General features: G+C 46.6%; 26 protein-coding genes and 2 pseudogenes. 23 read left to right on the top strand and 5 right to left on the bottom strand.

Annotated elements, in window-relative coordinates:
* Nucleotides 1-130 (top strand): annotated as a pseudogene (locus tag ACZM60_RS04035) (helix-turn-helix domain-containing protein); the annotation flags it as partial.
* 305 nt (nucleotides 131-435) lie between these two features.
* On the opposite strand, the gene ACZM60_RS04040 reads toward ACZM60_RS04035, so the two are convergent.
* Together ACZM60_RS04040 and ACZM60_RS04045 are read right to left on the bottom strand one after the other, a co-directional pair.
* Nucleotides 436-1,716 carry an ATP-binding protein gene (locus ACZM60_RS04040; RefSeq protein WP_005868811.1) on the bottom strand — a complete coding sequence of 427 codons (1,281 nt, stop codon included), beginning with the start codon at nucleotides 1,714-1,716 and terminating at the stop codon, nucleotides 436-438.
* Nucleotides 1,717-1,842: 126 nt separating this feature from the next.
* Nucleotides 1,843-2,002, bottom strand: a pseudogene (locus ACZM60_RS04045) (helix-turn-helix domain-containing protein).
* A gap of 129 nt (nucleotides 2,003-2,131) precedes the next feature.
* Between ACZM60_RS04045 and ACZM60_RS04050 the strand changes: the two are divergent.
* The 3 genes from ACZM60_RS04050 to ACZM60_RS04060 all read left to right on the top strand — a co-directional run bounded on the left by ACZM60_RS04050 (nucleotide 2,132) and on the right by ACZM60_RS04060 (nucleotide 4,828).
* On the top strand, nucleotides 2,132-2,482 hold the full coding sequence (locus ACZM60_RS04050) for a helix-turn-helix transcriptional regulator (protein ID WP_005868812.1): 351 nt from the start codon (nucleotides 2,132-2,134) through the stop codon (nucleotides 2,480-2,482).
* Complete coding sequence (locus ACZM60_RS04055) at nucleotides 2,475-4,064, top strand: type II toxin-antitoxin system HipA family toxin (RefSeq protein ID WP_008771412.1); 1,590 nt, start codon at nucleotides 2,475-2,477, stop codon at nucleotides 4,062-4,064. The genes ACZM60_RS04050 and ACZM60_RS04055 overlap by 8 nt, the downstream gene beginning before the upstream one ends.
* A 608-nt stretch (nucleotides 4,065-4,672) precedes the next feature.
* Nucleotides 4,673-4,828: a hypothetical protein gene (locus tag ACZM60_RS04060; protein ID WP_005868867.1), complete on the top strand. Its 156-nt coding sequence runs from the start codon at nucleotides 4,673-4,675 to the stop codon at nucleotides 4,826-4,828.
* A gap of 44 nt (nucleotides 4,829-4,872) precedes the next feature.
* Here the strand turns inward: ACZM60_RS04060 and ACZM60_RS04065 are convergent, their stop codons facing one another.
* From ACZM60_RS04065 to ACZM60_RS04075, 3 genes are read right to left on the bottom strand one after another with little or no spacing between them, the layout of a single operon-like run.
* Nucleotides 4,873-5,856 (bottom strand): hypothetical protein, encoded by a 984-nt coding sequence (locus ACZM60_RS04065; RefSeq protein WP_008771414.1) that lies wholly within the window; start codon nucleotides 5,854-5,856, stop codon nucleotides 4,873-4,875.
* 28 nt (nucleotides 5,857-5,884) lie between these two features.
* Nucleotides 5,885-7,285: a relaxase/mobilization nuclease domain-containing protein gene (locus ACZM60_RS04070; protein ID WP_008771415.1), complete on the bottom strand. Its 1,401-nt coding sequence runs from the start codon at nucleotides 7,283-7,285 to the stop codon at nucleotides 5,885-5,887.
* Nucleotides 7,282-7,620: a plasmid mobilization protein gene (locus ACZM60_RS04075; RefSeq protein ID WP_008771416.1), complete on the bottom strand. Its 339-nt coding sequence runs from the start codon at nucleotides 7,618-7,620 to the stop codon at nucleotides 7,282-7,284. Before ACZM60_RS04075 ends, ACZM60_RS04070 begins: the two co-directional genes overlap by 4 nt.
* 403 nt (nucleotides 7,621-8,023) lie before the next feature.
* On the opposite strand from ACZM60_RS04075, the gene ACZM60_RS04080 reads away from it, so the two are divergent.
* The 19 genes from ACZM60_RS04080 to ACZM60_RS04170 all read left to right on the top strand — a co-directional run bounded on the left by ACZM60_RS04080 (nucleotide 8,024) and on the right by ACZM60_RS04170 (nucleotide 23,452).
* Complete coding sequence (locus ACZM60_RS04080) at nucleotides 8,024-8,722, top strand: ParA family protein (RefSeq protein ID WP_132141086.1); 699 nt, start codon at nucleotides 8,024-8,026, stop codon at nucleotides 8,720-8,722.
* A 4-nt stretch (nucleotides 8,723-8,726) separates the two neighbouring features.
* Nucleotides 8,727-9,209, top strand: a complete 483-nt coding sequence (locus tag ACZM60_RS04085) for a DUF3408 domain-containing protein (RefSeq protein ID WP_008771418.1) — start codon at nucleotides 8,727-8,729, stop codon at nucleotides 9,207-9,209.
* Between the two features lie 694 nt (nucleotides 9,210-9,903).
* Nucleotides 9,904-11,034, top strand: a complete 1,131-nt coding sequence (locus ACZM60_RS04090) for a hypothetical protein (protein WP_005868874.1) — start codon at nucleotides 9,904-9,906, stop codon at nucleotides 11,032-11,034.
* A 244-nt stretch (nucleotides 11,035-11,278) separates the two neighbouring features.
* Entirely contained in the window at nucleotides 11,279-11,872 is a 594-nt protein-coding gene (locus ACZM60_RS04095) for a Crp/Fnr family transcriptional regulator (RefSeq protein ID WP_005868875.1), read from the top strand.
* A 309-nt stretch (nucleotides 11,873-12,181) separates the two neighbouring features.
* Nucleotides 12,182-12,760 carry a conjugal transfer protein TraO gene (locus ACZM60_RS04100; RefSeq protein ID WP_005868877.1) on the top strand — a complete coding sequence of 193 codons (579 nt, stop codon included), beginning with the start codon at nucleotides 12,182-12,184 and terminating at the stop codon, nucleotides 12,758-12,760.
* Nucleotides 12,761-12,778: 18 nt separating this feature from the next.
* On the top strand, nucleotides 12,779-12,991 hold the full coding sequence (locus ACZM60_RS04105; protein ID WP_005868879.1) for a hypothetical protein: 213 nt from the start codon (nucleotides 12,779-12,781) through the stop codon (nucleotides 12,989-12,991).
* A complete protein-coding gene (locus tag ACZM60_RS04110) occupies nucleotides 12,988-13,332 on the top strand; it encodes a hypothetical protein (protein ID WP_005868881.1) in 345 nt (114 codons plus the stop codon). The genes ACZM60_RS04105 and ACZM60_RS04110 overlap by 4 nt, the downstream gene beginning before the upstream one ends.
* A gap of 18 nt (nucleotides 13,333-13,350) precedes the next feature.
* Complete coding sequence (locus tag ACZM60_RS04115; protein ID WP_005868883.1) at nucleotides 13,351-13,695, top strand: hypothetical protein; 345 nt, start codon at nucleotides 13,351-13,353, stop codon at nucleotides 13,693-13,695.
* A 12-nt stretch (nucleotides 13,696-13,707) separates the two neighbouring features.
* Entirely contained in the window at nucleotides 13,708-14,019 is a 312-nt protein-coding gene (locus ACZM60_RS04120) for a hypothetical protein (protein ID WP_005868885.1), read from the top strand.
* Nucleotides 14,016-16,622, top strand: a complete 2,607-nt coding sequence (locus tag ACZM60_RS04125) for a TraG family conjugative transposon ATPase (protein WP_008771419.1) — start codon at nucleotides 14,016-14,018, stop codon at nucleotides 16,620-16,622. The genes ACZM60_RS04120 and ACZM60_RS04125 overlap by 4 nt, the downstream gene beginning before the upstream one ends.
* On the top strand, nucleotides 16,615-16,836 hold the full coding sequence (locus ACZM60_RS04130) for a hypothetical protein (protein ID WP_008771420.1): 222 nt from the start codon (nucleotides 16,615-16,617) through the stop codon (nucleotides 16,834-16,836). Before ACZM60_RS04125 ends, ACZM60_RS04130 begins: the two co-directional genes overlap by 8 nt.
* A 5-nt stretch (nucleotides 16,837-16,841) precedes the next feature.
* Nucleotides 16,842-17,438: a TrbJ/VirB5 family protein gene (locus ACZM60_RS04135; RefSeq protein ID WP_008771421.1), complete on the top strand. Its 597-nt coding sequence runs from the start codon at nucleotides 16,842-16,844 to the stop codon at nucleotides 17,436-17,438.
* Nucleotides 17,439-17,443: 5 nt separating this feature from the next.
* Nucleotides 17,444-18,499 (top strand): TraJ family protein, encoded by a 1,056-nt coding sequence (locus ACZM60_RS04140; protein ID WP_008771422.1) that lies wholly within the window; start codon nucleotides 17,444-17,446, stop codon nucleotides 18,497-18,499.
* A gap of 4 nt (nucleotides 18,500-18,503) precedes the next feature.
* Nucleotides 18,504-19,202: a hypothetical protein gene (locus tag ACZM60_RS04145; RefSeq protein WP_008771423.1), complete on the top strand. Its 699-nt coding sequence runs from the start codon at nucleotides 18,504-18,506 to the stop codon at nucleotides 19,200-19,202.
* Nucleotides 19,189-20,472: a conjugative transposon protein TraM gene (traM, locus tag ACZM60_RS04150; RefSeq protein ID WP_008771424.1), complete on the top strand. Its 1,284-nt coding sequence runs from the start codon at nucleotides 19,189-19,191 to the stop codon at nucleotides 20,470-20,472. Before ACZM60_RS04145 ends, traM begins: the two co-directional genes overlap by 14 nt.
* The gene (locus ACZM60_RS04155) at nucleotides 20,469-20,654 is read left to right on the top strand and encodes a hypothetical protein (RefSeq protein ID WP_007564699.1); all 186 of its coding nucleotides are present in this window, start codon (nucleotides 20,469-20,471) and stop codon (nucleotides 20,652-20,654) included. Before traM ends, ACZM60_RS04155 begins: the two co-directional genes overlap by 4 nt.
* Nucleotides 20,655-20,666: 12 nt before the next feature.
* Nucleotides 20,667-21,779 (top strand): DUF4138 domain-containing protein, encoded by a 1,113-nt coding sequence (locus tag ACZM60_RS04160; protein ID WP_008771425.1) that lies wholly within the window; start codon nucleotides 20,667-20,669, stop codon nucleotides 21,777-21,779.
* Nucleotides 21,776-23,248, top strand: coding sequence for a DUF3945 domain-containing protein (locus tag ACZM60_RS04165; protein WP_008771426.1), 1,473 nt, complete (start codon nucleotides 21,776-21,778; stop codon nucleotides 23,246-23,248). Before ACZM60_RS04160 ends, ACZM60_RS04165 begins: the two co-directional genes overlap by 4 nt.
* An 18-nt stretch (nucleotides 23,249-23,266) precedes the next feature.
* Complete coding sequence (locus ACZM60_RS04170) at nucleotides 23,267-23,452, top strand: hypothetical protein (protein WP_008771427.1); 186 nt, start codon at nucleotides 23,267-23,269, stop codon at nucleotides 23,450-23,452.

Below are 23,452 nucleotides of genomic sequence, written 5' to 3' on the forward strand. Positions count from 1 at the left end.
CAGCCAACGAGCGAACATACGTGCCAAACTCGGACTGAAAAAAAGCGACAATTTAAAAGAAGCATTACAAGAACGCATGAGGCTGTATGAAGAAGAACACCGGCAAGAGGACTTTTCAGCCATGCGTTAGGGATTGCAGAGTAAAGCCCACAGCCTTTAGGCGAGGACTTGCAACGGAAAGCCTGACCGTCCCACAGGAACGCCCAAAAGAAAAAGAATCCCCCGAACATTCATCCGGGGGACATCCAAGCCGTCACATCAATTATAATACAGATTCAGATCATCCGTGCCAATCTCCTTTCCGTCCCGGAAAACAAGGCGTAAATCAATCCTCTCTCTGTTTTCATTGCCACAAAGATAGACATACCGGCCAACATACGCATCATACTTATCAATCAGTTCTAACGGTATGACCGGCATGGGAAAAGGATACACCTATATTGCATATAGCGGAAAATTTGTAAGATTACCCTGTACTTTATAAGGCAACATAGAAAATCTCTCCGCATGCAATTCCGGTCTTTTTCCCAGTAATGCTGTCAACGAATTGGCCCGGACATTCCCTTCGGCCTTCACTTCTATCGGCACCATTTGGGCATTACGTTGAATAACAAAATCCAACTCAAGACGCGAATTGTCTGTGTTATGGTAATAAATCGGTGACACGCCCTTACTTTTCATCTGCTGCAATACATACTGTTCAGTCATTCCTCCCTTGTATTCCTTAAATATGTCGTTTTTAATCAAGACTTGGGCCGGATCTGTCTTGACCATAGCACCCATAAGCCCCAAATCAACCATATAGAGTTTGAAAGCCGACAGGTCTTCATAAATATCAAGCGGAAGCTCCGGTTTGGTACATCGAGGCACTTTATACAACAACCCGGCATTTACAAGCCATTGAATGGCCATCTCAAAATCATTGGCTCTGGCACCTTTTCGCAAAGCTCCGTAAATGAATTTCTTGTTTTCTTTAAATAATTGGGAAGGAATGCTGTTCCATACCATTCGGACACGCGGAACCTGTTCTTTGGGCGCATGTTTTGAGAAGTCAAGATCATAGCCTTGCAAAATCTCCGACTGTATTCTTCTGACTTCCAGCAAGGAATCCGTTTCTACATATTTGAGTACAACTTCCGGCATACCACCTACATAATAATATTGCCGAAGGAGATCCGTATATTTGTCATGCAGGAGGCTTATCGTTTCAAAATCCCCACTCATAAGCAATTTACAAGCTTCTTCTTCTCCCTTGGCGACAAGAAACTCTTCAAAGTTCATAGGAAATATATTGATGACATTTACCTTCCCTACGGGATAAGACACATCCTGATGAAGGGATATCCCCAAAAGTGAACCTGCCACAGCTATATGATACTCCGGAACCTCCTCTTTAAAATACTTCAAAGATTCCAGTGCTTCCGGGATATCTTGTATCTCATCAAGGATAATAAGCGTATCACCCGGAGTAATGTCAACGGAAGTCATCGCACGCAGCCCCCGTAAAATTCTGTCAACATTGAAATCCTGAGAAAAAAGCTGGCGTGCAAGGTTATTCTTACGGCATACCACATAAGCCTCTTTTTTGTATTCAAGTTTGGCAAACTCATGGAGCAGCCATGTTTTCCCAACTTGTCGGGCACCATTTAAAATCAGAGGTTTTCTATCCTCACGGTTTTTCCATTCTATAAGTTGTTGCAAAACAAATCTTTTCATCTACAAACAGCATTTTTATACATGTAAAAACAGCGTATAATACATTTATCCGCACTTATTTAAAGCACAAATATACTAAAATAAGCAGATAATAGAAGCAATCTTATACATTTTTCCGCACTTTAATCAACTCCAATGGAAAGCAGTAGCCAATTTAGGATTGCCTTCTCCACGCTCGATGGCCACCAGCGTATTGATGCCCACGCCCGCCAGTTCGGAGAAGTTCCAGCTGATTGACCTTCAAACTCTTCCTGCACTCTTTAATCATCTTTCCTAGCTCTTTCATATTCACAACACATTGTGATTTTAGTCAGTTTTCATCCTAGTTCAAAGAAAAAAACAGCCGATAAAGCAACTATAATCATTGTATTCATATAGATTAACATCATATATTCAAGTTAATCTATATATTTACATGGATTATTTGTATATTTGCAAAAAAGGAACAACCATGTGGAATGAAATGAGCAATCCAGCTGTGCTGATGAGAATCGGCCAGCGCATCAAAGAGACACGTATCAGGCAGCATATCACGCAGGAAGAACTGGCAACGGCTTCCGGTGTAAGCCCCTTGACCGTTGCGAACATCGAGAAGGGCAAATCGGTATCGCTGCTGTTGTTCATCAGCGTACTCCGCTCGCTCGGCCTGCTGGAGAACCTGGAGCAACTGGTACCGGAAATCCGGGTCAGCCCGATAGAGCTCAAAAAACTGCAAGGAAAGAAACGCTACCGTGTACGCCATTTAAAACAAGATAACCATGAATGATTTGATAGTAGATGTAAAGCTATGGGGAGAAAGCGTAGGCTCTCTCTATTGGGAAAAGGAAAGCAATGCCGCCTTGTTCGACTATGAACGGAAGTTCATCCGCTCCGGTCTTGACATTTCTCCCATCATCATGCCCATCAGCCAGTACAGGAACACCCCCTACCGGTTCCTTGAAAACCGTACCGACTGTTTCAAGGGGTTGCCCGGCCTGTTTGCCGATTCACTGCCGGACACTTTCGGAAACCAGATCATCAATGAATGGTTTGCCAGCAAGGGATTGTCCGGAGAAGAGATTACCCCTTTAGACAGGCTTTGCTATGTAGGCAAACGTGGCATGGGCGCACTGGAGTTTGAGCCGTCCTCGCCAATCAACGGCATGAACGAATCATCAGTGCTCCATATCGAGGAACTGACGGAGCTTGCCAAATCCGTATTCACGGACAGAATGGCTTTTCAGGTCCAACTGCGCCAGGAAGGAAGAAACATTCTGGATATACTGAAAGTGGGAACATCTGCCGGAGGTGCCAAGCCCAAGGCCATCATCGCCTACAACGATATTACCGGAGAGGTACGCTCCGGACAGGTAAAAGCTCCTGAAGGATTCGGATATTGGCTGTTGAAATTTGATGGCGGCAAATACAGCGAACACACGCAGATAACGGACAATCCACAAGGAATAGGAAATATCGAATATGCCTATCACCGGATGGCAAAAGCCTGCGGTATCGATATGATGGAATGCCGGTTACTTCAGGAAAAAGAGTCATATCACTTTATGACACGCCGTTTTGACCGTATGAAAGACGGAGAGAAAATCCATGTACAGACATTGGCCGGGCTTGCCCACTATGACCGTGACCAACGCCATTCATACGAAGAGATATTCCGTATCATGCGGCAGATGAACCTCCCTTATCCAGATCAGGAGGAACTATACCGAAGAATGGTGTTCAACGTCATGAGCCGTAACCATGATGACCATAGCAAGAACTTCTCTTTCCTGATGGATAGACAAGGGAAATGGAAACTGGCCCCGGCATACGACCTCTGCTACTCATACACACCGGGCGGCAAATGGACGAACCGCCACCAACTGTCACTCAACGGCAAACAAGACAATTTCACGATGGAAGATCTGCAAAAGGTAGGTGAGAACATGGGCATCCGGGAACACAAACAGATTATCGAAAAGGTACAGGAAACCGTATCGTATTGGCATGAGACTGCCAAGGATTGCGGGGTCAAGCCGGAACACGCCGATTTTATCGGAAAAAACCTGCTCTTGTTCGGCAAGCAACTGCATACCATCCAAATGCCGGACATTGCCAACGAACAAGAGCAGGCTTTCATGAAGGCTATGCGAAATGATGACTTCAACGCCATCCTGGAACTGAAGATGAGAGGATATCAGCCATCGGAGAACGTACTGAAAAGCCTCCAGCCGGATATATCCGCCACCAACTTCATCGCTGCCGCCAAAATCTTCCAAATGGAAGGGATGCTAAAAAGCCTTCAGGACATAAAGCCTGTGCAAAGCCCGATTATAGGCGGCAATAAGCGTAGCATGGAATTGGGGGATTAACACACAAACGGCATCCTGTACCATTCAATATAATAGTAAATATATTAATTGTTATCTATCATATTTTGATTTAACAGTTAATATATTTACCTTTGCGATATGACAACGAATCACATCACCCAAGCCATGGCCAATCCGGAAATCATAGCGGAACTGGGCAGGCGATTTAAGGAATACAGGCTAACCTATAGGTTCACACGTGTCCACTAAAAATCATTAACACTTCCCTTAACTAATAGTTCTATAGCTATTTGCAGCTATTGCCCCATCTGAGTTTATGAGCCTTTTTTTACGGCACACAACAAGAAGGAAGGAGGGATTGAGAAAAGTTTTGGACGACAAAAAATGTTGGGGACAGTGAAGCCGTCCGGCGTTATTTTTTTCGGTACAAAGGGCGAAGACCGGAACTCTTTCATATCCATCCACCGAAATAAATTTGCCGTTCAAAAACAAAGGGTCTCAGATGGAGCTATGAAAAAGCACACAAGGGGAGGCAGAAAACAAGGAAAAGGGAAGAACGGAAATAAAAAAAAGTAAAATCCAACAGACAGAACAATAAACAAAAGCATAAATATTAGGCAAAATTGTCCCGATAAAAGAATTATAACATGACTATTGAAGATGAAATCCTCCAATACCTGCACTATCATCCTCTATCAAACAGGGTTGAGATAACGCTTGGGATAACCAATCCTCCCAGTGGCAGGATTGTAAAAAGACTACTGGCCGATGCCGTAACCAAAGGAATGATAGAAGTACTCTAACAATAGTAGTGCCACTATATTATAAGCAGCACTGCAATTGTTCCTTACCCCAGCAAATGCACCTCCTGTAACCTCACCAATCCCAAATACATCTTCAAGAACACCTCCTGATACACCTTCAGATCCGGGAAATAGACGAAAGACTTCCGGGAAAAAGAGAGACATGTGAATGGCCGTTCATTTGGAACCTCCATTTCCGGATAGCGTTTCTTCGCCTGGTCAACCGCCATCTTGTTAAGTGAAGCCACGAAGTTGGCCTGGCGTATCGGATTCCATTTCGGGGTTTCAAGAATCATCATCCCATCTTTCCGCTCAGGAATAACCAAATATTCATCCTGCACGTTACGGGCGTAATAGCACACAAAAGACAAGGCCTCATAGACATTATCCCCTACATGAATACCGATAACCCGTTCTTCAGCCGGTGTACCAGCAAAGCATTCCGCAATCTGCTTCATGGCATACCCATGCAACAAGGCAGCATTAGAAGCCAACAGATAAGCCGGTGCGGTACGCTCTCCTCCCCTATCGATGGCAGCAAAGAGAGAAGGACTCCAACAGAGATGGATGATCTTTCCTTTCTCTTTCTCACGAAGGGAAGCGACACATAACCGGTTGTCAAAGACCAAACGGGCTTTTTTCGTTTCCGGATGGAACTGGAACACGTTCCGTACCCTGTCCGGCTTATGGATATCCATCATCAGATAGCCTTGCCACCCGGACACATGTTTTGTCTTTAAAGTTGTTTCGCTTTCCTCCACATCAAAGAGATAAGACAAGAGCTTTTCCCGCTTGCAACATACGGAAAGAGAAAACTCATCCTGTTCTTTCATCTGCTGCATATCCAATGAAAGGAGAAAAGCCAATTGCCAAGGAGTAAGCTCGGAAAAGCCATGTAATTCGATACAAGAGAACGAACCTTTCTCCGGTGAATAAATGGCATACCCTCGGTCATCAATCTCATATTTCAACATGAAATCCCCTTGTTCGACGGGAAGATAATTCTGTAAAACGGTCTGATAATTCATAAAGAAATATATTATATTAAGTTAGTATTCATAAAGAGAAATCGGGGCCACTCTTGCGTTTCCGTTTCTTTTTGGACGGTATGAGATCATCCTCTTGCGACTTCTTCCCGCTGCCGGTAATGTCAAGATCCGGAATGGCCGTAACTCCCCTACCCTGCATATAGAAAGCCTCACGATCCACCCGCTCACGGAACTCCCCTACCCTATTAATATGTGACGAGAGACCGACTGCCACGCCATCGAAAAGCTTCTGTATATTCTGATAAGTGAGCTTACGGGAAAGATCCGCACCTTTAAAGAGATGAGCATTTTCCACGTTTTCCATATAGAGAGAAATCCCATATGCGCCTTTGCCGTTTACATGCTCCGTCACCCGAATCGATTCTTCCGCCAAGTTCTTCTTGAAATCCTCATATCCGGAAGAAGCGTTCAAAGCCTTAAACACGTGGTCATAGAGATAATGCTTCTGTTCATCGGCACTCATGCCATGCCCATCAAAACGGATATTACCGAAGCGATATTTCTGAGGAAGCGAAACGTCCTTCAGGTAAAAGCCTGAATCCTTGATGCCATAGACATAATAGGATTTGTCCTTCTTGGTGACCAGACGCATATACAATCCTTCTTGTTCCAGGTTCCTTCGGAAATCGGATGTACTTTCGGAAAAAGAGTAGATGCGGTCAAGCTGTTGTAACAGTTCATCCTTGAACAAGGGGTTGAAAAAACCTCCTTTTTCCAGCAATGCGAAAAGGTTGTCATAGCTTTCATCCCCCAACAGGACACGCCATTCTTCATTGGCCAGTTTTATTTCTTGCAAGGGTTTATCCAAAGACCAGTATGTATCGGATTGTTCTAGGACAGCCGATACCTTATCCTTGTAATTATAACTACGCATGGCTTTCTTCAAGGCCGCATCGAAATAATAGTTACGGTATTGCGCCTCTCCCAACGTGGTTCTCTTGCCTCCTTCCCTTTCCAAAGGCAACAGACCGTACTTCTGCTCCAGTTCCCTTGAGATCTTTTCGGAACGGCTGTAATTATTCCCGGAAGGAATGCTTTTGCCTTCTTCATCAATCGTGGTCAGCAGCACATGCACATGGCTGTGTGCCTTGTCGGTATTCAGGACAACGGCATAACAGGACTTTCCGTACCCCATCCTCTCGATATATTCCCCGGCAAGAGAAAGCCACTGTTCATCGGAAAGGCTTTCTCCCGGATAGAGGCTCAGAATAAATTCCGCATAAGGTAGTTTCACCCGGTCATTCAACTGGGAGATAAGTTCCATGTAGGCTGGCATGGCGGCCAGTTCGTCACCGGTGGAGGTGCAAAGCACTTTTCCGTTTCCTTCCTTGACCTTGGAAAGCTGGTATTCGATTTTCCGGCTCATGGACAGGTGGGATGAGAAAGAAGGCTGTATCTCGGCTATCATAACAATTTCCGGTTAATGGTTTCTACATCCGAAAGGTATTGGTTAATCCGATCCAATGAATACAATATATTTTCATCGGACGGAAGCGTATTGATATGTTTGGCAAGCTGGTTGATATTGGCTCCTATTTTACGAAGTTCATATATCATTTGCACATCGGTTTTCGACATGCTTCTGCCTTTCAAGGCAGACTCTCTGATAAAGGAAGAAAGGGATTTTCCCTCTTCCTTTGAACGTTGAAGAAGCTGTTCTTTCTCGGCTTCCGTCAAGCGGATCTTTATACTTATATCTCGATTCTCTTTCATATATACAGAGTATGTGAGTGTAACGAACATTGGTCGGCAGCTCGGCTGTCGCAAGGGTTTTTGTACCCACAAAAACATACCTTGCATTAGCAAAGATATACAATAATACTCAGCTGTGAAATAAAACCAAACAAAAGTCTTGATTTCTTAATCCTGATTAACCGCGCACTTTGTTACAAAGCAACTACGCACATTGTAACAAGCAAACGAAAAGCCATTAGTTACAAAATACATAATTACTAATTATATTATTACAAAGTATGAACATACATACTTAACTATAATATTAATTACATACATAATTATATTCATATTTATATGTGTAAATACTTATATAATTAAGTAAATAAGTGTGTAATAAATTAATTATAAAAGTATGCAATTATTTAATTTATTATTTATATATTTGCGCACATACTTAAAAACGTACATTATGGGACAAATATTACCAGGAGTAGTCGTAGCTTTTGAGAATCCCAAGGGCGGGGTAGGAAAGTCCACATTGACAGCTTTGTTTGCAGGTTATATTCATTCGCAGTCAAACGAAGAGGGTGGCTTATCCATTGCCGTGGTGGATATCGACGACATGCAGAACACTATCGGAAAATTACGTGAGGACGAAGCCGAGGACGGAATCATGAAAAAGGAAGAAGAATATGAGGTTATCAATATCTCTTCCTCAGAGTTCATCAACCAACTGGATTTCCTTCAGGACAATTACGACATTATACTTGTCGATTTTCCGGGTAACCTGAAACAAAACGGTGTAGTTGAAACGCTGCACTTCGTTGACGTGATCATCATTCCCTTCGAACCGAACCAGACCGATTTAAGACCTACATTGACCTTTTACTATAACATCTATGAAGGGATTATTGAAAGCCGTCGAAAGATTGGTAAAAAGACTACCATGCGTGGTGTTATGAACCGTGTTCTTCCGAATGTGCTGGAGTTCAAAGAAATTTTGAAAAATAAAAAAAACTTGCCTTTCGAGTTGATGCAAAACTACATCAAGGATTCAAGGGTTGACTATCAACGCAATTTAAGTACGCTGAGTAAAGCGTACCATCATCCCTGTGATGCGTTCTGTGAAGAGGTATTGGAATTAATCTGTAACCATATAGGAGAATAAAGCTATGGCAACCAACAAAGAAAGGACATCATCAGCCGCCATGAGAAAACTCTTGCTGCAAAGCGCCAGTAAGAAAGAGCAGGAAATCCAGCAGATCGGAAGTGTTGCGGAAAGCACCATTCCCCAACCTGCGATTGAGCAGCCCATCCATGAAGAGGTGAAAGAATCGGCTCCGGTCACAGAAACCGTCCAAGAACCTCAGCCGGAACAAATGGAAAAGCCGGAATCCAAACCTTCCGTGCAGTCTTCTCCAAAAACAGAAGAAAGCAAAGTCTGCGGAAAAAAATTCTCGGAATATCTGGAAGAGCGAAAATTAAAGAATACCGAAGTAATCCGGATATCCAGCGAAACCCACAGAAAGCTGAAGCAGATTGCTATGGCCACGGGATTAGGAATGCACAATATCGCCAACAACATTCTTGAAGACGTATTAACCAGCCATAACAAGGAGATTCAAGCGATACTGAAGAAGTATATGAGCATCTGATTCTACTTTCGGAAAAATATATATACGCCTGTTCGACTGCATTTGTCGGGCAGGCGTTATTTTTGCACGCCATTTTAGTGAAGGCCGGCATTGAACCGGGACACTTTTACACAACTGCGGAAAAATCCCTTAGCCTATTATCCTGGACAATATGTTAAAGAATTCAAACTTCTACTTGTTTCCACCTCAAAATTTTTTCCGAAAGTAAGAATACGGTAACAAAATCATTTCTTCGTTTTATTTAGGTTTTTAGGGATTTAAGTATTTGTGGGACACTTTTACACAACTAATAAGGGAGGTTTTCCGTATAATCAACTATATTATTGCAAGTTAGCACTTACTGGCATCTTCTCGTAACCGGGACACTTCTGCACAACTAACCGACTATTCGGGACACTTCTGCACAACTGAACAGGAAAGTCGGGATACTTTTACACAACTAGAATCTGCATTCGGGACACTTTTACACAACTAAATCAGGAATCCGGGACACTTCTGCACAACTAAACCGGCCATTCGGGACACTTTTACACAACTGGGGGATCGGAAACAGCCGTAGTCGGGACACTTTTACACAACTAAATCAAGAAACAGCACGAAAAAAATGCTTTGGAATCTTCATTTATAGGGAGTTAGATTCACTATCTCCGTAAAAAAACGTATCTTTGCATCAGTAAACAACAAGTGTCCGCCTATGAAGGAAAGTAATACACAAAAAGAGTTGAGCAGAGTCCCCAGGACTCTCAGCGAGTCTTCCAACACGAAAGTATTGGAAGTTCTATTTGATGCAGGCGGCACTGTCATGTCTGACATTATCATTTACGTGGCATCTTCACAAATGAAAGATCTGTTCGGCGACTGCTGGTTCTCCATCAACGATTTTTGTGAGGTCATGGGGTATGAACGAACCAAGTTGCAACGAAAACTGACCGAGAAGCAGCTTGATTTCCTGTTCAGCAACCAACGTCCGGTATATATCACCGAACAGAACGGCCAAAAGATAGAGCATCCGATAGAGAACACCTTTGAAGCGGCGTTATACCGTTTAGGGACATCCAACCTCAGTGTAGCATACGCCATGAACGGCAAGACGCAATATAAGTTCATTCAAATACTGGACCGCTTTGAGATAAAGGATAACTTCGGCACGAAAAAGCGCACCAAGCGGAATTACAACGTGCATCTGAGCAAAGATCTGATGAATACTTTGCTTACCGAATACAATCTGCTGGAACTGAAAGACTACCGTAACCTGCCCAACCGCAAAGGCTACCGCAAGTTTTATCTGAACCTGGCGAAAATGATTTACCTGATCAAGTATAAGATTGACCAAGGACAAGCACCTTATTTCACCGTTACGGTTGACCAACTTGCCAAGGAATTTGATGTAACGGTAAAGGACAACCATGACCGGAAGAAGAAGGTGACCAGCATCTTAAACGGTATCAACAAAAAGCTGGAGAGAACCAAATTCCAATACCAGTACATCAAAGGAAAAGGGGAGAAGTGGCCCTACACCGTACAGTTTTTCTTTGACCAGGAAACATTGGAATATTTCGACGAAAAGATAAAGGCGATACTGACCTCGCAATATCACGATGCGCTTAAATCATGCTTCTTGTTAAACAAGAAAGGCATTCCCGTGAGCAGACATTATCAATATAAGGATTTCTTTAAATTGGGAACCGGCGAATATTATCATGAATTTACCGCATGGCTTTATTCTGAAGAGGACAAGGAGATTAAGGAGAACATCTACCGGGATATCTATATAAAGGTAGTAGGCATTCGTCCAGAAGACCTTGCCGTCAACTTAAATCCCTAAAAGTTGGAACAAAAACCATAAAATAGTATCTTTGCAGCGGATTGTCAGAAAATTGGCAGCCCGCTTTTTACATACGTCCGTCTGTCTAACAAAAGAGTGGCATCTATCGTTAAGGAATTAACAACAACAGGCGCATGCCTGTACCAGTATGAAACTGGTACGGGGCGTGCCTTTGTTGTTGGAACGCCACGTCCATGTTAGAGGGTACGTTTCCGTACCCTTATATAAACATAAAACAAATTCAATGGTTCAAACAATTGCCACCCTGATAGATGAGACGCTCATGGTAATGGGCGCCCATCTTCACGTGCGGATGACAGACGAAGAAAAGGCGTATCTTGATGCTCATTTCGAGCTTATCCATATCAAAAAGGGAGAACACCTCGTCACCAGGGGCGAGGAAGTATGCTACCTCTATTATCTGGAATCCGGCATCGTCCGGTTATGGTTTCCGGACAAAGAGAATAGAGAGATTTCAGCACGGTTTATCCAAGCCAAAGAGTTCATCAATTTTTTCCTTTCACATGAAGAACACCATGCCCACTACAATATCAAGGCATTGGAGCCATGCAAGATCTGGAGATTGCCCAAAAAAGATCTTCATCAGCTATATGAGTTATCCATCAATTTCAACAAGCTGGCCAGAATACATTTGGTAAGATCCATCAACCGCAAAATAATAAGGGAAGAGGAGTTTTACACACTGGATGCCGAAGCGCGTTACAAAGCGCTTTTGGCCAATGAAAAATGGCTGTTACGTTCAATACCCTTAAAAGACATAGCAAGTTATATCGGCATCACGCCACAAGCATTGAGCAACATCCGAAAGCGCATATAAACCAAACCCTATAAGCCGGGCAGGACAGTTTTACACAACTAATCCTATCCGGCTTTTTTCTGTAGAATTATTCCACACCTGCCGGTTTACGGCACATGTATTTTTTAATGCACATTAAATAAACACGAAAGGCCCTTTAAAAGCCCTTCATAAAATTTGTCCTCCCGTATATAATCTATATGTTTGGAGCGAAAACAACGCGATAAGCACCTTGATTCGGTTCTGCCGACAGGAATCCGCGTAAATTGGAAACACCGTATGAGACAAATAGAAAAATATATAACATTAATAACCTAAAGAGTAATTCCCATGGAACACATCAGACTGACTGCTATCAGCCTTAGCCTGCTGTTATGCACCGTAAGCGCTTTTGCGCAACGCCATTATGAGAACATCCCGGCACTTGAATTGAACTACGGCACTAACCTGTTCGGCAATGCAGGCAACTATTACAACCTGTCCTTTTCCAGATACATCAACCGGACAAGCTATTGGAAAGCCGGGTTTAGCTATTTTGAGAAACCTTACGAATACACAGCCAACCTACCGCAAGTCTCTACCTTGAACCCGGAAGAAACGATTCCCGAAACGATACATGACAAGGGTAAGGACTTTTTTGTGGACGGCGGTTATTACAGAACCCTGGCCTGCAACCTGAAATCCGTTTACTGGGGCATCGGCCTGGGAGGATTCATCGGTACAGAATACGTCCGCCACCCCGATAAGGAATACAACTTCATCATCGGCCCGAAACTGGAAACGGAACTGGAAGTATTCATCCTGCCCCGAACGGCATTGCTTGCCCGCATACAACAACATTGGAATCCCCTATCCATTGACAAGTGGAACACTGTCTGGAACGTAGGAATAAAGATACTGCTCTACTAACCGACAAATCATATCACCATGCTTATTATCATATTGTTAGCCGATACAAATGTATCCGGCCTGATCTCCTTATACCGTGAAATAGGCGCCATGCTGATAGGGGTAGGCTTTCTATGTGCCGGACTAGCGGTACTTAAAAAGCTGATAAGCAACCACGAGCGCACCAAAGAGGCCATCATCACCTATATCACGGCATTGGTCACTTGGCTCATTATCTGGCAACTCTTATGAACGTAGTGGATTTGATACTGGTTGCCATACTCGCCTGTGTCACGCTTCACTTTTACTTTCGGAAAAAGAAGAAAGCACTTTCTTCCGGAAAGGAGAAAGAGAAGCCGATAAGGGAGGCGGTGCGCAAGGAAGGGCAGGAGAGAGCCTGTCCGGTCATCTGCGTGGTATTTCAGCCTGAGCTGGAAGAAGAGGAATTGGCTGCCGAGATAGCCGATATGTACCTGCATGGAAGAGCCTACTACTACTCAGGCAAACCACTGCCGGAACAGCCGAAAGAAGAGCCCATATCCATCAAGTATAAGGATGTGCAATGGGAGAGACTGAAAACGATTCATGTTTAATTAAAAAATAGGAACAAAATGAAAGCAATCGAAAATGTAAGAGAAAAAGCGAACCAAGTCATTAACCGCTATGGAAAGGTTATCTTCACCTTTCTCATATTCTTCACGCTGTTGGGAACGGCACAAGTGGCGGAGGCACAAAGCGGCCTGAAGATTAACAGCCTATCCGAAGTGACAGACAAAGCCAAAGAGGGTGCGGACACCATTCTGGACGTAGCCAAATACATTTTGGCGGCGGTACTCGGCATCGCCCTGGTCTTTGTCATCTATTCGCTTGCCACGAACAATCCCCATGCCAAGGAATACCTGCTCGGCTGGATCATCGCCGTGGTAGTCATCATGGTGGCCTTCCTGATTATCTAAAAACGAAGAGCCATGAGAACCATGCGTAAAATCAACAAGCCGATCAAGTTCTTCGGTCTGTCATCGGGACAGTTCGCCATCTTCATGCTGCTGACGGCCATCATCATCATCGTGAGCATATTTAAGCAGCTGCACCCGATACTCATCATCGGAATCATTTCCGCCATTCTGTTTCTATCCGGTCTGCTGTTCCAAACCTTGAAAAAGGAACACAAGGCCGGTAACCCGGACTACCTGACCGGCCTCCGGATCAAGAACGCCACCCCCCGGCAGATAACGGACAAACGGCAGATTTTCAAATTCATCCTAAAACAGCAACCATGATAGGAATCATCATACTCATATCACTGCTAATCTGTGCGCTGTGCCTGCTGATTGCTCTGCTGTATATCCGGCAGACAGAGATAGAGGTGAAGGACAAATCCGTGGATCTGGAAAGTGTCTTGCCTATCCAGACCATCACGGAGAACGCCGTCATCAACGGGAACGGTGACATCACCGTCGGCTACCGGCTGCTTCTGCCCGAAGTGTTCACCTTGTCGGAAAGCGAGGCGCAATACATCCACGAGCGGTTGGAGGCTCTTTTGAAGATGCTTCCGGCAGGCACGGTCATCCATCAGCAGAATTTCTACTATACGGGGCGATACCATCATGCAGAATACTCTTCCAATGCCCTGATAGCGGAGAACAACCGTCATTTCAACGGCAAGGAGATACTGAACAGCTACACCAACCTGTATGTGACGTTCACGAACGGCAGCCGAAACGGTAAGATACGCAAAAGCGCATCGGGCACCTCGCTGATGCGAAAGCTGCACTACCCGTTCAAGCAACCTTATAAGGAATATCAGCAACGGCTGACAGAAATGGAAGCCTTTCTGATGAACTTTGAGAACGGTTTGTCGTCCATCCAGCAGTTTGAGATACGCAAGATGGATGATACGGAACTGAACAACGCCATCTACGACTACGTCAACCTCTCTTACGAGACACCGGAAAACGATGCCACGCAGAAGAGCGTCAACCCTATGGCCGTCAGTGAAAGCGGAAGCATGAAAATAGGGCAGCAGCACGTTTCCATCCTTTCGCTGACCAACGAAGGCGAGCATCTTCAGGAACTGGCCGTGCCGCACACCGGCAAGTCGAAGGCATACGGGGGAAACATAGAGATACCGGACAGCATACGGAGCAAATGCTCGATGCTGTACCCCGTAGGACTTGGCCTGCCGTTCAACCACATCGTAAACATCGTGATAGAGATAACCGATCCAGATGCCACCGTAACGGCCATCGGTGCGGAGAAAGACGCGCTGAACTACATCACCAACTTCTACCCTCCGGCGGCAGAGAAGCAACGCGAGCAGGCAGCCTTCTGCGATGAGATTACCCAGTTCGACTACCAGACCGCCTATACCGCCTTCAATGTCGTGCTGAACGATACAGACCGCACCTCGCTCATGCGGAAAACCGCACTGGTACAGCAAGGCTTCAGCTTTATGAACCAAAGTTCGTGCTATGTGGAGAACGCCGAGCTGTGCAACCTGTTCTTCTGCAACATACCCGGCAATGCCAGGGCCAATTACCGGGGCTTCGTCAACACGACCAAGCAGGCCATCTGCTATCTGCAAAAAGAGGGGATGTACCTTTCGGACGAGAAAGGGCATATCTACCATGACCGTTTCGGTACTCCCGCCAAGATAAACCTCTGGGATTATCCGGCGCTGAACAACAAGAACCGCATCGTTATCGGCCCGTCCGGTTCCGGTAAGTCTTTCTGGCTGAACAATTACATCCTGCAAAGCTATGAGCTGGGCCGGGATATGATGATCATCGACATCGGCGGCTCTTACCGCTCGATGATAGCCTTGAACCGGGGCAAATACTTCGACTCTACCGAGCAGAAGAAATTTGCGTTCAACCCCTTCTTGTGTGACCGTGACAAGAACGGCAAATACCTGTACATCGACACCACGGATGCCGAGTCCGCCGATGACCAGATAAAAACCATCGTCGCCATTATCAGCTACATTTGGAAGGTACGTGAACCCATGCTGCCTGCCGAGAACGCCATTCTCAGGAAATCCGTCATCGGATTTTATGACTATGTGAACAACTCTTCAATAGGAGAGAAGCATGAGCGTATCTTCCCGACGCTGATAACTTACCGGGCTTATCTGAAGGAAGTGTTCAGCAAACGGATGACCGAGTTTGAGAAACAGAAATTCGAGATAGAGGAGCTGTTGCTTTTGCTGGAACCCTATACAGACGGAGAGCTGTCATTCCTGCTGAACGCCACCGAGAACGTGGATATCGTGCATGACCGGCTGATAGCCTTCGATATGGAAGATGCCTCTAAGAAAGAGTACTTTCCGCTCGTTGCCATCATCACCCTGCAAATGATCGTGGATAAAATCAAGAAACGCCAGGGATTTGCCAAAGAACTGATCATCGACGAAGCGCTCGACTTCCTGCAAGACGAGAAATTCGGAGACTTCATCGCCTACCTGTACCGTACCTTCCGTAAAAAGGAGGGAAGCATCACGCTGGCCGCACAGAACATCCTGTTTTTGAAAAACATGCCGTCCAGTATCAAGGACTCCATCATCATCAACTGCGCGACCAAGATTATCCTCGACCATTCGGAACACCGGCAGAACCTGCCGGAAGTGAAAGCCGTGCTTTCCATCACGGACGAAGAGGCCTATATGATCGAGTCGTTGCAACGCACGGAACGCTGGAGAGAGTTTTTCATCAAGATGTCGAACGATGCCTTCATCTTCCGCAACGAAGTGTCCGACTTCGCCGCCGTAGCCTTCGATTCGCGCCAGGCGACGGTAGTACGGCTGAAGCAGTTGTTCAACGAAAGCGGCTCGACCTATACGGCCATCAACCGCTATCTGGAGGAAAGGAGGAAAAAGTATGGATGACGCCACCCAAGGGCTGACCGCCCTTCTAAGCTGGTCAACCGACTTCAACGGCAGTGCATACAATCTTGCCGGAAGCATTGCCGCCGCACTTTTGGGCGTTGCGCTCATTTTCGTGGTATGGGCACTCGCCACGAAAAAGGAAAATGCCAAGAGCTATCTGACAGCCTGGCTGGTATGTGCCATATTCACCTTATTATTCATCACCAACAAATAACCGTCATGAAAAGAATCATTCTCATACTCGGACTTGCCGCCTCGATGGGGCTGACGGGAACCGGCAGTGTTCATGCCCAGTTCGTCGTGCATGATCCCGGCCACACCCTGCTGAACTCAACGGAATGGATCGCCAATGTCAAGAAATGGGTTACACAAATCAATGAAATGATCGATGCCCAGGAACTGCGGCTCGGCCTGCAAAAGATCGACCAGTTGAAGGAACTCAAATCACTGAAAGAGCTTGCCGACCTGCTGGACGACGTAGCCTGCCTGAGCAGCGACTACAGCTTTTACCTGAACGTAGGATCGAATTACCACTGCCTGAAATTTCTCAACTTTCAGCGTGTGACCGTCAATCTGAGCCTGAGTACCGACCTGCTGTTCAAGGTGGCCACCGTGACCAGTTACTTCTCAATGAACTCGGAAGGGCGCATGTCCTTTATCGAGCAGGTGAAGGAATCGGTGGAAAAAGCCGCCGAAGAGATGCGTGAGTTTAACGAATCCGTGCGTTCCACGGTCATTTACAAATCCATGAAGGGGCATAACCGGAAGACCTATTACCAGGGACGGTTGGCCGCTTTCACACGACACACCAATTAAACGTTATGAATCAAGATAATTTTCTCTGGGGACTTCAGATCACGGACGGTCTGACGATGGAACTCGTTTCGCAAATGACGGTCATCGCCTTCGGTGTTGGTGTCATCTGCTTTATCTGCAACCTGGCATACAACTATCTCTATCACGGAGCCAGCCAGCTGTTAAGCCCGAATGAGGACAAATTTCCCGACATGATGGAAATCGCCCGTTGCCTGGTACTGTTCTTCTGCCTAAGCATGTACACCCCCATCGCCCAAACCATCGTAGGCACGATGGAAGTAATCAACGAAGCCACCTCGCTGACCTCCGAGCGTGCGCAGGAATTTGCCCAGTTCATGGCACAATCAGCCACCGAACAAGGAGAGATGATTGTCGAATACGACAAACACAGCCTCCAGTCGGAGGTAGCAGCCGGAGAAGACAACACCGGCGCCATGCAGCACGAACTGGATAAAAAGATGGAAGAGGACGAAATGACCGGTGTACGCTCCAGCGTGGAGAAGATTGTGCAGCTGCTCAACCCCGCCAACCTCGCCACCCTTGTACTTCATGGCATTTCCGCCCTATTGGTAGGAATCATACAAGTAGTCATCTTGGGTATCGGCGTGGTCATTGTCAAGCTATTGGTCATTCTCGGCCCGTTTGTCTTTGCCGTAAGCATGCTGCCGGTCTTTCAGAAACAGTTGAGTATCTGGTTCGGTACGCTCTGCTCCGCCTGTATGGTATTCACCGTCATCAATATCCTGAATCAAATCATGTGGCAGACCTTCAAGGCCATCTATACGGAAAGTGCCGACATGGTAGACGCAGCTACGCAGCAGATACAATATTTAGGAATGGATCTCGCCTTAATCGGTGCTTATTGCAGCTGTTTCTGGCTATCCTCCAAAATCGTAGGACACAGCGATGCCGGGAAAATCATTTCGAAAACCGTGTCAATCGTCACCACGGCGGCCACCATCGCCCTGATGGGAGGCGCAGCGGCAGGCGGCAAGCTGACCAACGTAGGCGGTGCCGCCTCTATTGGGGCAAGTTTCATAAACGACAACAATAAAAAATAGAACTATGAATCTGATGAAATTCAAAGGAGCAGATGATGCGGTCAAGCTGACTATCCGGCTTTCAGCCGGGTACTGCATCATCCTGACTATCGCTTTTGCCAGCAGTATCATCTTCCTTATCAACAAAATAGAAAAAGCATACGGCCAGGCTCTCGTCATCGACAGGCAGGGAGAAGTCTATGAGGCAAGCAGCCTGTCTGCCAGCGATATGCGGCAATACGAATACATGAACCATGTAAAGACCTTCGTAACCCACTGGTATGCCTTTGACGAAAGCAGCTACGAGAAGAACATTTCGCTTGCGCTCAACCTCATAGGCAACAAGGGGAAGGAGCTGTTGAACGAGTACAACGATGTGAATATGCTGAACTCACTCATACAAAAGAATATCCGTTACGGGGTACGCATCAAGGATGTAGAGATTAACACCCAAACGATACCCGTTTCCGGAAAGATAATCTTCACGCAGACCGGGTACCGGGCACGGGGAAGCATCTCACGTAATATCGAAGCGGAGTTCACCATCTATGATATGCTGTCCCGCAGCGAGGAAAATGCGCACGGAGCCAAGATAGAAGATTGGATTGTCCGCTATTCCGAACCCGTGGAAAGCAACGGCGCCAACACATCGCAGGCAGCTTCTCCGGGCAAGAATGAAAACCAGTCAGAAACCTCTAAACCAACCGACCATGGAACCGAATAAACTTATCAAAGACAAGAACAAGCTGTTGATGGCCATCCCGGTAATCCTGGGCATCCTCTTCCTTTATGTATTCTTCATCCGTGAGGACGGGAACGTGCCGTCAGGGAGTGACAGACAGACCGCCTCGCAAGCCTTTCTGGAACCACAGTCGGAAATGGCCGACAAGGTGAACGACAAGATGGAAGCCTATAAGCAGGACAAACTGGAAGAGCAGGAGAAGGCACGCATCCTGAAAGAGTCTCAAGTCAAAGGATCTGATTTTTACTTCGAGCTGCAAAACCAGCAGGAACGGTATGACCGTGCCACACTGGAGCGCATCCGCCGTATGCAGAACGATCCGTACAGCGAAGTCATGGCAGAATACGGAGGTGGCCGGAACGGACGCTTCTCTCATCAGCTGGAAAGCCAACTGGACGGACTGGAGGACGAGCAGGCGCTCAACGAGATTATCCGGGAAGCCAAGAAGAACTCACGCATCCGCAAGGAACTGGAAGAATCCGACAAATACCGCAAGCGCATGTATGAACGGATTGTCAATTATGACCAAGAGGGAAAAACGGAGAAAGCCGCTGCCAACCCTTCCGGCCATCCATCCGCCGACAGCCTGATGCAAAAAGGCCCGATCTACCGTGCCGAAAACGGCAAGCGGGTACGCCGCCAACCGACCTCCACACCGGGAAACAGCAACCTCTTCAGGGCTTGCATCCACGGCGACCAGACCGTAGTCACGGGCAGTACGGTACGGATGCGGTTGCTTCAGGACGTAACCCTATCCGGCATGAAGATACCGGCCAACACGCTGTTTTACGGTGTCGCCACTTTGGGAGCCAACCGCCTCGATGTGGTGGTCAGCAACCTGAAGGTAGGAGACAACCTCAATCCCGTATCGGTGGTTGTCTTCGACAATGATGCCATGGAAGGTTTGAACCTGCCCAATAACCTGAAAGCCAGTGCAGCCAAGCGTATGGAACAAGGTCTTGTACAGAACATCGACATGCCGCTCTCTTCCATCGGCACGATGGCCAGCGAAGTGACCAGCGTAGTCAACGCCACCACCCAGGTAGCCAAGCAAATCTTGAACATGAGCCTCTCACAAGTGAAGGTACATCTCAAGTCCAACTACGAAATGTATATCCAGGAAGAGAGTCAGGAATCGAAGTTGCGCAGGCAAGCCGTGCAAGCGGAGTTACAGAAGCTCTATGAGCAAATGGAACAAGAGAAAACGAACAAGAAAAATCATCCCCTTCAAACATTGATAGACAAATTATGATAGACATTCTCAATTACCTGCTTGCGCTGTCAGCGGTCTTTTTCGGCTATCGGATCTACGTATCACGCCGGAACGGACGAGCCTTTAAAGAAATCCGTCCGCTGACCGTTTCTTTCGGCATTACCCTGCTTCTTCTATGGGGCATTACCGTATTCACCGCCTTTTTTTCAAGAACCGTTTAACATATCGACAACATGAAGAAATATATTTATCTACTGTTTTACTGCTTTGTGTGCAGTCTGCCGCTCTTCGCTCAGGAAAACGGCACTCCCCGGCAACAAGCCATCAGCCAAAAAGACATCTTTATCTCTTTCGACTGTGTGAAACACCTGGTATTCCCTGTGCAAGTATCTGATATCGCCATCGGCGAACAGGAGCTTGTCATGGCCAGCCGGGTAGAAGAGGCGCCCCATATCGTCAGGCTCTCGGCGCAAGCGGAAGGATTCACCGAAGAGACCAACCTGACCGTAGTCTGCATCGACGGAAGCGTTTACACCTATCACATCCGCTACCTTCCCGAAAGCGGCACGGATTCGCACCCGAACATTTACGAGGACAACGGGAAATGGCAGCACCATGACTATCAGGCAGAAGTCAGCGACCTCCATCTGGCCGAGTTCTTCTTTCCGGAGGACATCGCTTACGGAACGCCCGGCAACGAGGTGTCCTTCACTCTGGCCGCCTACAACAACCAGTTGAAAGTATCAACCGCCAAAGATGCCGTGGCATATTCCAACCTGTTTGTGGTGGATAAGGCCATGAACACTTACCACATCACCATCAAACGGGGCAATACCTCCGTATTCACCTACAATTTCGATGACCAGCGCAAATATACCGCCCATGTGGATGTGAACAGCGAGGAAATGGAAAGATGCATCCAAGAGCTGCGCACCAAGAAGCGCAACATCTACAGCCTGGGGGTCATCGAGAACAAGTTTGAGTTGTCAATGGCCAATCTGTATGTGCATGAGGACTTCATGTTTTTCATCTTTGACCTGAAAAACAAATCATACATCGACTACGACATCGAGTTTGTCAAATGTTTCCAGCGTGACCAGAAGAAGAGCAAGAACGCCATCCAGCAAGAAACGACCATCGAACCTATTTATCAGAAAGATTTTGATACGAAAATCAAGGGCAAGAGCCGGAACCGGCTGATACTTGGTTTCGACAAATTCACGATACCCGATGATAAGGTATTCGAGATCGAGATTTACGAGCGAAACGGCGGGCGGCACATCAAGCTGGCCGTGTTGAACGAATACATCCTTTCCGCAGAACCCTTATACAAGCCACAGCCATGAAACTGAGAGAAGCATTAGACACCTATATGTTCGACAACGTGGGACAGTTCGGCGGCATCGCCGAATCACTGGGCTATCAGACCGAATACCGGGACGGATATTTCCGGTTCCGCAAAGACGGGGAAGAGCTGAGCATGAGCGTAAGCGAAATCAGGGAAAAAGCCGGAGCAAAGTACGATGAAAGCCTTCGTGACCAATCAAAAGAACGTGTATCCGCCCTTTTTAACAAGGAACGTGCCAATGATCCTAAATATGTCGCCGAGCTGGAGAAGGAGGGCATCAGCATCAAGCGGTGGGAGAACCTGAAGGGACATGACAAGGACGGCTTTACCGTCATCGACCATCGCCTGAAGGTATGCTACACCGGACAGTCGCTCTATGAATACGCCTACAAGCAAGGGAACATCCTCGACGGGAAAGGCACCAAGCTGGAAAAGGGTATCATGTCTGATTTGATGGAGATACACGGCAAACCGGGGAAGCTCCGTTTAAACGATGACGGAATCTCCGTATTCTACCGCAAAGAGGCGTTGGTTATCCCGGACAAGGTGCTGGGAAAGAAGTTGGGCAAGAAAGAGAAAGAACAGCTGCTTGCCGGTGACATCGTACCCATCACCGTAAATAAGAAGGACATCCTGCTGCAAGTTGACCGGGATCTGAACTCCGTCATCCTGCGCACCAACCAGGAAATCAAGATTCCCGATATCATCGGGCAGACCAGCGAATATGGCGGCTACAAGTTAACCAAAGCCGACAAATACCTGCTCGCCAACGGCCATGCACTGGAGAACAAGCTGCTGCACAGTCCGGAAGGCTACTTCATTGCCGACATCCAACTGACGGATGACAGGAAAGGAGTCATGATACAGAACATACAGAGTATCACTCCCGGCAAGGCACAAGAGCTGATCAAGGCCATGACCCCCAAACTGGAAGCCCATGCGGCCAACATAGAGGCTGCAAAAGAGCAAAAACACGAAGAGGGGCGCAATATGGAAGCCGAGTTTAAGGAAGCGGTGGGCAAACATGACTTTGAAAAAATCGGGAAGCTCAAAGAGGAAGGATATAAACCCAGTGAAGAGTTTATCAAAGGAATCGGTAAGGAACACGGTCTGGATGAAAGGCAAACCCATGAAGTCATCCAGCTGTTCGGCACCAAGCCGGAAGAACAGGGCGAACATGAAAGGCAGGCCGCACGTCTGTTGGATGCCGCACAGACCGACAACTTTCATGTCATCCAAGAGATACAGAAAGAAGGGTACCGGCTCACCCAACAAGACCTTACCCGGATGCGTGAAACGGGTGTGCAAGCCAACACGCTGATAGCCGTACAAAAGATTTTCGGGATGGAAGGCAGCACAAAGACACTGGGAGATGTCAAACTGGCCAGCACACCCAAACCCGACAACAGCAAGGAAATGGCCCGTCCGATAGCCAGCACCATCAACCGGGCTTTCAATGACTTATAACCTAAAAAATCAGGAATTATGGATTACGATGAATTAGTACAGAAAAACATTGCAGGAGAAATCTGTGACTTAGAGTTTCTACTTGCACAGGAAGAGCTTGCACAAGCCTATCAAGAAGAGATGGCTGCCAAGCAGCAAGAGATAAACAACCAAACGGCCAGAGAATGGCTGCTTGATTACGAGAACAGAAATCTATACCAATAA

This window comes from Phocaeicola sp., assembly GCF_057861905.1.

What these genes read in the sequence shown, in the direction of transcription:
- ACZM60_RS04095 (WP_005868875.1), top strand. Translation starts at nt 11,279, where the DNA reads ATGGTTCAAACAATTGCCACCCTGATAGATGAGACGCTCATGGTAATG.
- ACZM60_RS04050 (WP_005868812.1), top strand. Translation starts at nt 2,132, where the DNA reads ATGGATTATTTGTATATTTGCAAAAAAGGAACAACCATGTGGAATGAA.
- ACZM60_RS04070 (WP_008771415.1), bottom strand. Translation starts at nt 7,285, where the DNA reads ATGATAGCCGAGATACAGCCTTCTTTCTCATCCCACCTGTCCATGAGC.
- ACZM60_RS04140 (WP_008771422.1), top strand. Translation starts at nt 17,444, where the DNA reads ATGAATCAAGATAATTTTCTCTGGGGACTTCAGATCACGGACGGTCTG.
- ACZM60_RS04100 (WP_005868877.1), top strand. Translation starts at nt 12,182, where the DNA reads ATGGAACACATCAGACTGACTGCTATCAGCCTTAGCCTGCTGTTATGC.
- ACZM60_RS04165 (WP_008771426.1), top strand. Translation starts at nt 21,776, where the DNA reads ATGAAACTGAGAGAAGCATTAGACACCTATATGTTCGACAACGTGGGA.
- ACZM60_RS04105 (WP_005868879.1), top strand. Translation starts at nt 12,779, where the DNA reads ATGCTTATTATCATATTGTTAGCCGATACAAATGTATCCGGCCTGATC.
- ACZM60_RS04125 (WP_008771419.1), top strand. Translation starts at nt 14,016, where the DNA reads ATGATAGGAATCATCATACTCATATCACTGCTAATCTGTGCGCTGTGC.
- ACZM60_RS04085 (WP_008771418.1), top strand. Translation starts at nt 8,727, where the DNA reads ATGGCAACCAACAAAGAAAGGACATCATCAGCCGCCATGAGAAAACTC.
- ACZM60_RS04075 (WP_008771416.1), bottom strand. Translation starts at nt 7,620, where the DNA reads ATGTTCGTTACACTCACATACTCTGTATATATGAAAGAGAATCGAGAT.
- ACZM60_RS04065 (WP_008771414.1), bottom strand. Translation starts at nt 5,856, where the DNA reads ATGAATTATCAGACCGTTTTACAGAATTATCTTCCCGTCGAACAAGGG.
- ACZM60_RS04040 (WP_005868811.1), bottom strand. Translation starts at nt 1,716, where the DNA reads ATGAAAAGATTTGTTTTGCAACAACTTATAGAATGGAAAAACCGTGAG.
- traM (WP_008771424.1), top strand. Translation starts at nt 19,189, where the DNA reads ATGGAACCGAATAAACTTATCAAAGACAAGAACAAGCTGTTGATGGCC.
- ACZM60_RS04120 (WP_005868885.1), top strand. Translation starts at nt 13,708, where the DNA reads ATGAGAACCATGCGTAAAATCAACAAGCCGATCAAGTTCTTCGGTCTG.
- ACZM60_RS04170 (WP_008771427.1), top strand. Translation starts at nt 23,267, where the DNA reads ATGGATTACGATGAATTAGTACAGAAAAACATTGCAGGAGAAATCTGT.
- ACZM60_RS04110 (WP_005868881.1), top strand. Translation starts at nt 12,988, where the DNA reads ATGAACGTAGTGGATTTGATACTGGTTGCCATACTCGCCTGTGTCACG.
- ACZM60_RS04090 (WP_005868874.1), top strand. Translation starts at nt 9,904, where the DNA reads ATGAAGGAAAGTAATACACAAAAAGAGTTGAGCAGAGTCCCCAGGACT.
- ACZM60_RS04060 (WP_005868867.1), top strand. Translation starts at nt 4,673, where the DNA reads ATGACTATTGAAGATGAAATCCTCCAATACCTGCACTATCATCCTCTA.
- ACZM60_RS04135 (WP_008771421.1), top strand. Translation starts at nt 16,842, where the DNA reads ATGAAAAGAATCATTCTCATACTCGGACTTGCCGCCTCGATGGGGCTG.
- ACZM60_RS04155 (WP_007564699.1), top strand. Translation starts at nt 20,469, where the DNA reads ATGATAGACATTCTCAATTACCTGCTTGCGCTGTCAGCGGTCTTTTTC.
- ACZM60_RS04115 (WP_005868883.1), top strand. Translation starts at nt 13,351, where the DNA reads ATGAAAGCAATCGAAAATGTAAGAGAAAAAGCGAACCAAGTCATTAAC.
- ACZM60_RS04055 (WP_008771412.1), top strand. Translation starts at nt 2,475, where the DNA reads ATGAATGATTTGATAGTAGATGTAAAGCTATGGGGAGAAAGCGTAGGC.
- ACZM60_RS04130 (WP_008771420.1), top strand. Translation starts at nt 16,615, where the DNA reads ATGGATGACGCCACCCAAGGGCTGACCGCCCTTCTAAGCTGGTCAACC.
- ACZM60_RS04160 (WP_008771425.1), top strand. Translation starts at nt 20,667, where the DNA reads ATGAAGAAATATATTTATCTACTGTTTTACTGCTTTGTGTGCAGTCTG.
- ACZM60_RS04145 (WP_008771423.1), top strand. Translation starts at nt 18,504, where the DNA reads ATGAATCTGATGAAATTCAAAGGAGCAGATGATGCGGTCAAGCTGACT.
- ACZM60_RS04080 (WP_132141086.1), top strand. Translation starts at nt 8,024, where the DNA reads ATGGGACAAATATTACCAGGAGTAGTCGTAGCTTTTGAGAATCCCAAG.